At 55.0% G+C, this 11,897-nt stretch carries 11 protein-coding genes; 3 read left to right on the forward strand and 8 right to left on the reverse strand.

What is annotated here, in order from left to right; all coding sequences use genetic code 11:
• The first annotated feature begins 5 nt into the window (after positions 1-5).
• Positions 6-2,549: an ATP-binding protein gene (locus tag JOD69_RS16295; RefSeq protein WP_086134469.1), complete on the forward strand. Its 2,544-nt coding sequence runs from the start codon at positions 6-8 to the stop codon at positions 2,547-2,549.
• 75 nt (positions 2,550-2,624) lie between these two features.
• Here JOD69_RS16295 and JOD69_RS16300 read toward each other — a convergent pair whose 3' ends face one another.
• Positions 2,625-3,587: a carotenoid biosynthesis protein gene (locus tag JOD69_RS16300; protein ID WP_077731234.1), complete on the reverse strand. Its 963-nt coding sequence runs from the start codon at positions 3,585-3,587 to the stop codon at positions 2,625-2,627.
• A gap of 178 nt (positions 3,588-3,765) precedes the next feature.
• On the opposite strand from JOD69_RS16300, the gene JOD69_RS16305 reads away from it, so the two are divergent.
• Complete coding sequence (locus tag JOD69_RS16305) at positions 3,766-4,077, forward strand: pyrimidine/purine nucleoside phosphorylase (RefSeq protein WP_086134468.1); 312 nt, start codon at positions 3,766-3,768, stop codon at positions 4,075-4,077.
• 12 nt (positions 4,078-4,089) lie between these two features.
• On the opposite strand, the gene JOD69_RS16310 is transcribed toward JOD69_RS16305, so the two are convergent.
• The 5 genes from JOD69_RS16310 to JOD69_RS16330 all read right to left on the reverse strand — a co-directional run bounded on the left by JOD69_RS16310 (position 4,090) and on the right by JOD69_RS16330 (position 7,589).
• A complete protein-coding gene (locus JOD69_RS16310; RefSeq protein WP_086134467.1) occupies positions 4,090-4,803 on the reverse strand; it encodes a tetratricopeptide repeat protein in 714 nt (237 codons plus the stop codon).
• 61 nt (positions 4,804-4,864) lie between these two features.
• Positions 4,865-5,842: an NAD(P)H-quinone oxidoreductase gene (locus JOD69_RS16315; protein ID WP_086134466.1), complete on the reverse strand. Its 978-nt coding sequence runs from the start codon at positions 5,840-5,842 to the stop codon at positions 4,865-4,867.
• A gap of 36 nt (positions 5,843-5,878) precedes the next feature.
• The gene (locus JOD69_RS16320; RefSeq protein ID WP_086134465.1) at positions 5,879-6,370 is read right to left on the reverse strand and encodes a protein disulfide oxidoreductase; all 492 of its coding nucleotides are present in this window, start codon (positions 6,368-6,370) and stop codon (positions 5,879-5,881) included.
• 4 nt (positions 6,371-6,374) lie between these two features.
• Entirely contained in the window at positions 6,375-7,025 is a 651-nt protein-coding gene (locus JOD69_RS16325) for a SprT family zinc-dependent metalloprotease (protein ID WP_240507010.1), read from the reverse strand.
• A gap of 66 nt (positions 7,026-7,091) precedes the next feature.
• Entirely contained in the window at positions 7,092-7,589 is a 498-nt protein-coding gene (locus JOD69_RS16330) for a GreA/GreB family elongation factor (protein WP_077731240.1), read from the reverse strand.
• A 223-nt stretch (positions 7,590-7,812) separates the two neighbouring features.
• On the opposite strand from JOD69_RS16330, the gene JOD69_RS16335 reads away from it, so the two are divergent.
• Positions 7,813-9,624 carry a bifunctional diguanylate cyclase/phosphodiesterase gene (locus JOD69_RS16335; protein ID WP_077731241.1) on the forward strand — a complete coding sequence of 604 codons (1,812 nt, stop codon included), beginning with the start codon at positions 7,813-7,815 and terminating at the stop codon, positions 9,622-9,624.
• Here JOD69_RS16335 and lpxB read toward each other — a convergent pair.
• Positions 9,600-10,805: a lipid-A-disaccharide synthase gene (gene lpxB / locus JOD69_RS16340; RefSeq protein ID WP_086134464.1), complete on the reverse strand. Its 1,206-nt coding sequence runs from the start codon at positions 10,803-10,805 to the stop codon at positions 9,600-9,602. The two genes, JOD69_RS16335 and lpxB, sit on opposite strands and share 25 nt — an antisense overlap.
• Positions 10,798-11,895, reverse strand: coding sequence for a DegT/DnrJ/EryC1/StrS family aminotransferase (locus tag JOD69_RS16345; RefSeq protein ID WP_086134463.1), 1,098 nt, complete (start codon positions 11,893-11,895; stop codon positions 10,798-10,800). The genes lpxB and JOD69_RS16345 overlap by 8 nt, the downstream gene beginning before the upstream one ends.
• Positions 11,896-11,897 lie beyond the last annotated feature (2 nt).

Here is an 11,897-nt window from a genome sequence, read left to right on the forward strand (position 1 = left end):
CTACCATGTTCGAAAATCTCTTCGATTCTCAGACGATCAAAGATTTCATACCTCACGGGACATGCCTTCTTTGGCGCTCCGATTTGCTGCTTCTTCATGTCCTATCGGATTCGCTGATTACGGCGGCTTATTATTCCATCCCCGCGGCACTGATTTTCTTCGTCCTCAAGCGGCGGGACCTTGAGTTCCGCTCGATCTTTGTCCTGTTCGGCATCTTCATCATGGCGTGCGGGACAACGCATCTAATGGAAATCTGGACGATTTGGCATCCCAATTACGTGCTGGAAGGATTCGTCAAACTGTTTACCGGCCTAGTCTCGATCGCGACCTCGGTCCTGCTTTGGCCGCTGATTCCCCACGCCCTCAAACTCCCGAGTCCTGCCAAGCTCGAAGAGACAAACCGCCAGTTGCAGCATGAGATCGAAGAGCGCAAAGGGAAGGAGCAGGAAATCAGACAACTAAACGCCAATCTCGAAAAAATGGTGGAGCAACGCACCGCGCAACTGGTCGAAGCAAACGCCCAACTCGAGGACGAAATCTTGGAGCGCCTCCGCATCGAGGAATCGTTACGCGAATCGGAAAGCCGCTATCGCACGTTATTCGAGCAAATGCCCGATGCGCTGGTGCTGATGGATATCGAAAGCGGCAAATTGATCGACTTCAATCCGAAGGCTCACCAAAATCTCGAATATAGGCGTGACGAATTCCGGAAACTGCGAATAAGCGATATCGATCGGCAGCAATCGGAAGAGGACATCAGGCGACATATCGAGAAAACTCGTGATACCGGGGAAGATGTATTCGAAACCGAGCATATTACAAAAAGCGGCATCGTACGGAATATCCGCGTCACCACCAAGGTCATTCAGCTCAATCAAAAAAAATTGATCCAAGCGGTATTCACAGATATCACCGACTACAAACAGCTTGAACTTGCTCTGCGCACCCAACAGCAGAAATTGGAGCAATCCCAGAATCGGCTCGAATATATCGTCAATACCAGCCCATCCGTAATTTACATACTCTCCCGAACGGGCAATCCGGAATGCCCCTTCAAGGTCGATTTCATGGGCGAAACCATAACCCTGGTGACCGGCTATGAACCGCACCAATGGTATTGCGACGAGACCTTCTGGATCGATCATGTTCATCCGGACGACCGTGCTGCCGCTCTGGAAAATCAAAGCCTCCTGATTAGTCAAGGCGAACTCACGCATCAATACCGGTTTCGACACAAGGACGGCTCGTACCGGTGGATTCACGACAAGCTTAGATCGCTTCGAGATTCCGAGGGAAACATGATCGAAGCGATCGGCGCCTGGGTCGATATTACGGAACGCAAGCAAGGCGAACTGGCCCTAAAGGAAGCAAAAGAGGCCGCCGAAGCCGCGAATCGCGCCAAAACCGAGTTTCTCGCCAACATCAGCCACGAGTTGAGAACTCCTTTGAACGGAATACTCGGGTTTACCCAGGTGCTTCAAAAACAGACCGATCTCACCTCAAAACACAAGGAATATCTGGGTTATATCGGCCGCTCCGGACATCATTTGCTGACATTGATCAACGATCTGCTCGATTTATCCAAAATCGAGGCGGGGCGACTGGAGGTGGAAAATTCCATTTTCCATTTCGTAGAGTTTCTCGACGGCATTGCCGAGATGTTCGAATTCCGAGCAATAAATAAGGGCGTTGGTTTTATCTATGAAAAGGCCGCGACTCTACCCGAATACGTTATCGGTGATGAAAAGCGCTTACGGCAGATACTCATCAATCTCCTCGGCAACGCCATAAAGTTCACCCATCAGGGGTATGCCGCTCTGAAAGTCTTCAGTCATGGAGAAACCGTCTATTTCCGGATTGAAGATACCGGCCAGGGTATCGCCGAAGAGGATATGGGACGAATTTTCCTGGCCTTCGAGCAAGTGGCCGATCACGACTCTACGGAAGGAACAGGCTTAGGGCTAGCTATCAGCAAGCGGTTGGTGGATGCCATGGGCGGACAAATCGACGTGCAAAGCACTCGCGGCCAAGGCAGTGTTTTTACGGTTTCGCTGGCGTTGCCGGCAGCATCGAATCCGTCGAAACCGAAAGCCGATGAGAATCAGGTCATTGGTTACACCGGAAAAGCGCGACGGATCATGATCGTCGACGATAATCCGGATAATCTGACGATGCTGTCGGCGCTTCTGGAATCACTGGATTTTGTCATAGAAACGGCCTCGAACGGCAGAGAATGCTTGGACAAGTTCGCGCTTTTCGAACCTGACCTGATCATGATCGATCTCTTGATGCCCGATATGGATGGGGCAGAAACGGTCAAACATTTACGGCAGACGGAATCCGGGCAAAACGTCAAAGTCATCGCAGTCACCGCGCATGCGTTCGATGACATCAGAGACATGTGCCTGGCATCGGGCTTCGATGGCTTCATCACCAAGCCGGTAGATCTCGGGGATTTGCTGAACAGCCTGCAAAAATCCTTGGGCCTGACCTGGCGCTACGCCGACACCGGTTCACATGCAAAGCCGGCACGCGCCAAGGCCTCGTAACCCTGCCGGGATCTTATGTCAAGAATTATCTCCGGTCGGATGTGGGCCGCGCCGGTTTGTGCGACGCCGGAGCTGTCAAAAACCTTCATGGTCTTGCGACGCCGCAACGAGCGTTGCCGGCGGCGACGCCCCGCGTGGTTCGTCGTCGCTGCGGACAGCAGAACCCAACGGATAGGTACCGATTCGTTCCCGTATATCGTCGCCCTTTACACGGTTGGAAGGCTTGGTCAGCTGCGCCGCGGCGAGTACCAGGATCGGCGCGATGATGAAGCTGCCGGTCAGCGCCTGTAACTTCAATTGTTCTTGATCGGGAACCGCCTCTACCCCATAGGCGAGCCAGTAAGTCACTCCCAGTTGAAAAATCACGATGCCGCTCCAGAAACACGGAGCGAACAATCCCTTCAACGGCACATAGACCAGTCTAACCGGCTCTCCGCGCCTTTGCTCCCGGTCCAGCAACAGCCGATCGATGCGCTGATTCAGCAAAATCGTCACCGTCGCGACGATATACCAGCCGGCGTAATTTTCGAGGGTCACGCCGAAATGAACGCCAGGGTCAGGATAATGATAAATGTCCCCCAAGAACCAATATTTGCCGAGGTTGGCGATCGGGTCGACGATAAGGTCGACGACCAGCATAAGAAATGCACCGAGCAGCAACACCGACACCGAATTTCGGACCTCTACCGAGGTTACGCGCTGCACGTCGTACGCCTTGATCCATAGGGGAGACATAAAGAACTGCGCCAGCGAGAAACTGACATAGCTGAGAAATGAAAACGACAGGCTGTCGAAGAACGGAACGCCAAAAACGACCAAATCGTTGCTCAGCGCCTCGTAATGGTAGACATACTTCCCGAACGGAATTCCATGGTTGATGCTCCCCCATTCGGCCAGCAGAGCCACCAAATAGCTGCTGATCACCCAGATCACCGTTCGCCGAGCGCCTTGCTCCAGCCAGGAAAGCAGCAGGAATGCGATCAGAAAAACCGTGATGTACGGACGATGGATCAAGGACCAGAGGAGTTGCTCGAACATTCGACAGGTGCGAGGTTTACGAAACCTTTCATATTAACCGGCAAGGACTTTGACGGCCAGGTGGCCTGAATGCTCATTCACCAACTCGATATCGATTACGCTCTCCGTGAAACCGCGAGATTCTTCAAGACGCCGAACCGTCACGTATAATGGCGGCCTTTGTTTTTAAGGAGCCACCATGTCGCAATTCGACAACGTCAGCGTCGTCAAGAAAGCCAATGTCTATTTCGACGGCAAATGCGTCAGCCATACCGTCCTTTTTCCGGACGGCAGCCGCAAGACTGTCGGCGTGATCTTCCCGTCCGCCCTGGCTTTCAGCACCGCCGCGCCGGAAACCATGGAAATCAATGCCGGCGCTTGCCGAGTGCGCTTAGCGGGCGAGACGGAATGGAAAACTTACGGGGCCGGCGATTCATTTGAAATTCCTGGCAACAGCCGATTCGATATCGAAGTGATTGACATGCTGGATTATGTTTGCCACTTCGCCTAAGACAAACAAAAACTAACGCGATTGGCTCTTATGGTTCATCTTGGTCTTTTGAGTCGCTTTCTTCGATGCTTTCTTAACGTGCGCGTTTTTTGCCTTTGGCTTCTCTAGCGAAAGCGCCTCAGCATTCTCCTTTTGCTTCTGCCACTCGGCGAGACGGTCCAAAGCCAGGGCCATTTCGCCGGGAGCCATTTCCTCGACCAGGCTGTCCTTGGCATCGGCCGCGTTCTGATTACCCTGTTCTGCCGCAAGCGTGTACCAGAAATACGCCTGAGCATTGTCCTTGTCGATGCCGTTGCCGGATGCATAAAGCGAACCCAGCACGGCTTGGGCGCTGGCATCGCCCTGCTCGGCCGCTTTGCTGAACCAACGCGCAGCTTCGCCCATGTCGATCGGAGCTCCCAGACCATAGAAGTAAAGAACGCCGAGCTTGCTTTCGGCCGTTGTATCGCCTTGCCTGGCCGCTTGCTCGTACCAGTGCCGCGCCTCGACATAGTCCAGCGGCACACCTAGCCCTTTCATGTAAAGATTGCCCAAATTGACTTGAGCTTCCGGCATGCCCTGCTCCGCCATAGGCTTGAATTCAGCGAAGGCCGCGGAATAGTCACGCCGTTCGATGGCCGCCATACCTTCCTCGAATCCGGCCCAAGCCGATGCCGGGGAGACCAGCCAGACGCTCGCCGCCAATAACGTCAGAACTGGAAATTTCTTGTAGCCAACTGAGATCACGATTTATTCCGGTTTCTTGAATTCAGCTAAAAAAGCGCGCAAGCCGCTAGCCTGTCCGCACTCAAGCGACCGACAAGACGATCTTGCCCATATGCCGGCTGCTTTCCATCAGTCGATGGGCTTCTGCTGCCTTGGCCAAGGTAAACGTGGCGTGCACCACCGGCTTGACCTGACCCGATTCGAGCAGCGGCCACACTTTCCGCCTCAGCGCATCGGCAATCGCGGCCTTCTCTTCCACGCTCCGCGGCCGCAAGGTTGAGCCGGTCAAGGTCAGACGGTTCAAAAAAATGGGGAGCAGGTTGATTTCCGCCTTGGGTCCGCCCTGAACCGCAATCACGACCAAGCGGCCATCTGCGGCGAGACAACTGAGATTCCGCTGGAGATAAGGGCCGCCGATCATATCGAGAATCAGGTTCACGCCCTTGCTCTCGGTCAGTGCCTTGATGCGGTCGACGAAGTCTTCCTCGCGATAGTTGATCGCAGTAGCCCCGAGCTGCTCGCAGAACCGGCATTTTTCCGCGCTTCCCGCAGTTACGAACACGCTGGCGCCGAATGCACGGGCCAATTGAATGGCCGTGGTGCCGATGCCGCTGCTGCCCCCGTGTACCAGCATGCTTTCTCCCGGTTTCAGCCCGCCCCGCTCGAATACATTGGTCCAGACCGTGAAAAACGTCTCAGGCATGGCGGCGGCATCGATCGGCCCAAATCCTTTCGGCATAGGTAAACAGAGTGCCGCGGCGGCCACGCAATATTCAGCATATCCCCCGCCGCTCACCAGGGCGCAAACCGATTCGCCGATGGCGGGCTCACGCACGCTTTCGCCCAAAGCTACCACTTTGCCCGCGACTTCCAAGCCCGGTATATCGGACGCTTCCGGTGGAGGCGGGTAAAGCCCTTTGCGCTGCATGACATCCGGCCGGTTCACCCCGGCCGCAGCTACCTTGATCAGCACTTCGCCTGGCCCCGGCTGCGGCATCGGTCGCCGACACAACTGCAAAACCTCCGGACCGCCCGATTGGGGGATCTCGACGGCCGCCATCGTGCCGGGGAAAAAACCAGTCAAATCAAAAAACTCCTATAGACCCGCCAGCCAAAGCCGAAACCGAAGCCCCAATTCGCTGGTGTAGCCGATGGTGGAAAAACGAATATGACCGTCAGGACCCAAAATAAACACGGCCGGTACACCCCGAATTCCGTAGTCTCTGCCGATAGCGCCATCCTGGTCGAGAACTACCGGAAACTCGAATCCTTCCCGTTTGACGTACTCACGGACCTCGGTTTCGTCCCCCGACAACAGCGCCACGCTGACCAGCGGCGTATCTCGTGCCAATGATCGAATGGAGCTCTGCATCGCCTTGCAGATCTGACACCAACTCGCCCAAAAGTAGATTACGGCCGGCCGTCCTTCCGGCTTGGGTACATCCAACGCCGTGCCGTCCAAAGCAGTTGCCCGTATCGGGGGCGGCATCCCGGACACCAAGCTGCGAGTGGCGATCAACTGTACACCGATGTACAGCACAATCGCGGTACTGCCGAATACCAATATTTGCTTCAGCTTGTTTGCCATGGCGCTACTCGAACCGTCTCAAAAGAGCAGCACCGTTCTGGCGCAGCCACTGGCGTTCGCCGGAATAGGCGGGCAGATGCCGGGCGACTAAGGCCCAGAAATCGGCCGAGTGATTCCGATGGCGGATGTGACATAGTTCATGCACAACCACGTATTCCAATACCGACGGCGGCGCAAAAGCCAGAAGCCAGTTCAGGTTGATGTCGTTCCTAGGGCCGCAACTCCCCCATCGGCTACTCATCCGCTTGACCCTGATTTGACGCGGATACAATCCGAAGCGAACAGCATGCCTTTGTATGATGAATCCGGCCTGATCTCGTATCCACAACTTCGTCCAGTTAAAAAGTGCATTCCTGGCGAGATGCGGCTGGTTCTCCGTACCCGCAGGTACGGAGACCAGGAAATGGCCATCATACTGGATATGCGTCCGCCGCCCGGTATGCTCGCGGATCACGAGCGGCACTTCACGACCTTGAAACGGAACGGTCGAACCGTTCTCCAAACGCTGCGCCGGCCCGGATTGAGCAGTCGTCGAACGCATCTCCGAAAGCTTGCGTTCGGCCCAGTCGCGATGCTTGTGCAAGAACGCCAGGGCTCGAGCTTCGCTGATCGTGGGCGGCACGACGAGCTCGATTCCTTCGGGTTTCGCGACCAAACGAAGATGCTTGGCCCGTCGGCTATGGCGAATGCTGTAAGGCAAAGGAAAGCCTGACGACACGGCCTAGCCTTTTCGAATCGCGACGACTTCCAATTCCTTATCCCCCACCGGTCTCTTCCACGTCACTACATCCCCCACTTGAGCCTCCAGTAAAGCCCGTGCCAAAGGCGACATCCAGCTGATCTTCTCATGAGTCGCATCCGCCTCGTCCTCGCCAACGATGGTAAAACGCAGCGTCTGGCCGTCGGAATCGAGAACCTCGACCGTTGAACCGAAGCGTACCTTGTCGTCGGACTGGGCTTCCGGCTGCACCACCACGGCGCTTTGAACACGCTCCTCGTAATAGTGCAAATCGCGCTCCACCTGCTTAAGCTGTTGCCGGGCGCCCAGATCGTCGTTCCCAATCAGGGCCTCTTTTTGCGCACTAAGCTCGCGAACCCGCCGTTGCAGCTGCGCCAATCCCTGCGGAGTAACATAATTGGTATACGAGCTCCGAGGCCGTTCGGGAAGATCGTCACCAAGCTGTTCGCCATCCGGTTCTTTGACAAAAGCGCGACTCATGATAACCACCTCAAAATCTTACCGAGAGAGGCATGGAAAAATCCCGTGCCCGGAAGTGCCGAGGCATTCGGCGTCATTGCCGAAGCCAATGCCAAGGCCAGTTGCAATTTATGTTTACACGTTCCTAAAACGTTTGCTGTCATATTTGTCGGTCAAAATGATACAAACTGCTATAGTTCATCATTAAACGACTGCCTCATTCACCGATCGCGACGAGTCCTAGGTGCAGAAGCAAGAAGTCCACGTCAAAAGCCTGCTGGATCGTATTCTCGCGCTGGAACAGCTAACCGTTTTGTTTCAGCCGATAGTCGTATTGGATAAACAAGCGATTTTTGGATATGAGGGCTTAATTCGAGGACCGTCCGAATCTTTGCTACATAGGCCCAACGTTCTGTTCGCCGCGGCGGCCAAGTATGGGCGCCTGGTGGAACTGGACTTTCTGTGCCGCAAGCTCATCATCCGCCAATTCGCCAAACTCGCTCTGTCGGGACATCTCTTCGTCAACATCAATCCCATTACCTTGACCGACGACGAATTCATTCACGGACGAACACTCATGTACCTACAGAATCACAAATTGGATCCGGATCGCGTCGTTGTCGAAATCACCGAAACGCAACCCATTCAAGACTGGACAGTTTTTCAGCATGCCCTCCAGCACTATCGCGGAATGGGTTTCAAAGTCGCCTTGGACGACCTCGGAGCCGGCCATTCCAGTCTTAAGCTCTGGTCAGAGCTGAATCCGGATTTCGTCAAGATCGATCGGCATTTCATCGAGGGCGTCGACGAAGACCAAACCAAGCGCCAATTCATCAAGTCCATCATAGAAATCGCCAAGTCCCTGGGTTGCCAGACTATAACCGAGGGTATCGAACATAAACACGAATATGCTGCCTTGCGCAACCTGGGCATCGACATGGCCCAGGGATTCTATTTTGCTCCACCGAAAAAGACTCCCGATATCGCGCTTAACCCGCAACTGTTCAGTGACCGACAAAAACGCAACGTTTATTCGGAAAAGCTGACTATCGCACACCTGTTGAAAGAAGTTCCGACCATATCGCCACAATCAACCATGGAAGAAGTCGGCGATCTCTTCCGAATCAGTGAAACGCTCCAATCGGTGGCCATTGTAGACAATGGCGAACCCTTGGGACTGATTTTGCGCAACGACCTGATGAATCTCTTGGCGAGCCGATACGGACGCGACTTGCATGGTCGAAAACCCATACAGGAATTCGCCTTCAGGCCAACGCTCAAGTTCGACCTCCACACATCCCTCGAGGACGTCAGTCGCTGCCTGACCAGCGCGGTCAATCACCAAACGGACGAATTCATTATTACGGAAAACGGACGTTTGATCGGCAAAGGCACTCTTCTGGATCTCCTGAGCACGATCACCGACTTGCAGATCACTAAAGCCCGCTACGCGAACCCGCTGACACTATTGCCCGGTAGTGTTTTGATTCAACAGAAACTGGATGAGTTCCTGCGTAATCGAGAGGATTTCGTCGTCGCATATTGCGATATCGATTACTTCAAAGCTTACAATGACGTTTATGGCTATTTACGCGGCGACGATCTCATCCAGCTTGTGGGCCGACTCATGACAGAAACGGCCGATACCGATTTGGACTTTGTAGGGCATATCGGCGGCGACGATTTTATCGTCCTGTTCCGGAGCGCCGACTGGAAAGAACGCTGTCGACACCTGTTACAAACCTTCGAGACGCTCGTACCGGAACATTACACCGCCAAAGACCGACAAATCGGCGGCATCGAAGCGTGCGACAGGTATGGAGAGAAACGATATTTTCCTTTCGTATCTCTTTCGATCGGCATTTTGCCGGTGGCCGCGAGTCAGAATGGCTTGACCAAGGAAGTTATCGCCGAACTGGCATCGATAGCCAAAAAGAAGGCTAAGGAATCTTGCGGCAACGCGATGTACATCGAAAATCTCGAGAGCGAAGAACGAATCAATCTGACTTCGACCCTGGAAGAAATCGCCATTCAAACCAAGTTGTTCATGCACTGACTGACTGATTGATCGGATGCCGCTTTCGGCTTCGATTCCAAGTTCAGCATTTCCGCTGCCAGCTGCGCGAGTTTGAGCGCGCCATTCTTGTCTCCCAAGTCGTCCCTGATTTGCCTGAGCGCCTGCCGCATCGCTTCTGCATAATCGTGATCCCGAAGAATTCGGGTGATCTCGCCGGCGATATTGCCCGACGTCGCATCGTGCTGAATAAACTCGCGGACCACATGACGACCCGCCAAAATGTTCGGCAATCCGATATAAGGGATGCGGACCAGCAGGCGCCCCAACCAATAACTGAGCGGAGTCAGCCGATAGACGATTGCCATCGGTATACCCAGCAATGCCACTTCAAGCGTCGCGGTGCCGGAAACGGTGATCACGGCATCGCAGCATTGCAGGGCATCGTAATCCTGCCCTTCGATCACGCGGACGGGTAGATCGCTAAGCGCAAGATGGCTGTGCAGCAACTCGTCCGATATCGAAGGGGCGCGAAAAAGAGCGAATTGCGCTCCCGGAAACTCGTGCGCCAACCGTCCCGCGGCGTCGAGAATGACAGGCATAAGCCGGTTAATCTCGTTGACCCGGCTACCCGGCAACAGTCCGATAACCGGGCGTTTGCCCGCAAATCCGAATTTAGCCATAGCTTCGGATCGCTCCATGGAGGGCTTTACCTTTCCCGCCAAAGGATGGCCCACGTAGGTCACCGGTATTTTATAGGCCTCGTAGAACGGCACTTCGAACGGGAATATCACCGCCATGTGGTCCACGATCCGGCCGTAGCTCTTCACCCGCCCAGGGCGCCAAGCCCAAACCTGCGGACTCACATAGAACAGGACTTTGACGCCGCATTCCTTTGCCTTCCGCGCCAAACGAAAGTTGAACTCCTTGTAGTCGACACAGATCAGCAAATCCGGTTTCTCTTCGCAAGCTATCTGCTGCATCGAACGGAGCGCTCGCCGAATTTCACCGTAATGCTTGGCCACTTCGGCGAGCCCGATGACGGCGAGATGGGTGGAGTCGCAACGGAGTTCAATCCCCGCCTCGCGCATTCTGACGCCGCCCATGCCGATGCCGCGGAGGTTCGGGATGAGTTTTTTGAGCTCCCGAAATAGATGGGCGGCGTGGAGATCGCCGGACGCTTCTCCGGCGCTCAACATGACGAGAGGCGAGCGCTCAGTCATTCAAAGCCGCACGGATGACCGACACGATGCGGCGGACATCGGCTTCCTGAAGTTCGGGGTAAATGGGCAAGGACAGGCAACGCGCCGCGACCGCTTCCGTGACCGGCAGAGTTAGCCCGGCACACTCTTCGGCAAATACCTTCTGCCGATGCAACGGCACCGGATAATAAACCGCGCAGGCGATGCCGGACTTCTGGAGTGCCTGCATGACGGCGTCGCGCCGGTTGGTCAGCAGTGTGTACTGATGGTAAACGTGTACGCCTATGCCGTCCTCATAAGGCGTGGTTACCGGCAGATCCGCCATCAGGTCCGAATACAGATGGGCGACACGGCGGCGATTGTGGTTGAAATCGTCGATACGTCGCAGCTTGATGCGCAGGATTGCCGCCTGCAATTCGTCGAGCCGGCTGTTGTAACCGATCACGTCGTGGTAGTACCGCACCTCGGACCCGTGGTTACGCAACACCTTGACCTTGTCGGCGATATCATCCTCATTCGTGGTGACCAAACCGCCATCGCCATAGCAGCCGAGATTCTTGCTCGGAAAAAAGCTGAATCCGGCGCTCACGCCGAAGCTGCCGGTCTGCTGCCCGCCGATGGATGCACCGAACGACTGGGCGCAGTCTTCCACCATCCTGAGCCCGTGCTTTTCGCAGATCGCGGAAATCCGCTGCATGTCCGCCGGCTGGCCAAACAAGTGTACCGGCATGACGGCCGCAGTCTTTTCGGTGATCGCCGCCTCGATGGCATCAGGATCGATATTGAAGGTCTTGGGATCGATGTCCACGAAAACAGGCTTGGCGCCAACGTAGCGAATGGCTTCCGCCGTCGCGATAAAGGTAAACGGTGTCGTAATGACCTCGTCCCCTTCGCCGATACCGGCTGCCAAAAGGGCCAAATGCAGGGCGTCGGTTCCCGAAGCGACACCGATCGCGTGCTTGACCCCCAGATAAGCCGCCGTTTCCTCTTCAAAGGCCTTGACGTTCGGCCCCAGAACAAAGGCGCAGCTATCCAAGACCTGCCTCAAGCTTTGATCGATTTCGTCCTTGATTTGCAGATATTGGGCTTTTAGGTCGACCATGGGGATCATGA

The sequence above is a fragment of the Methylocaldum sp. RMAD-M genome (genome assembly GCF_017832375.1).
Lineage (GTDB): Bacteria > Pseudomonadota > Gammaproteobacteria > Methylococcales > Methylococcaceae > Methylocaldum.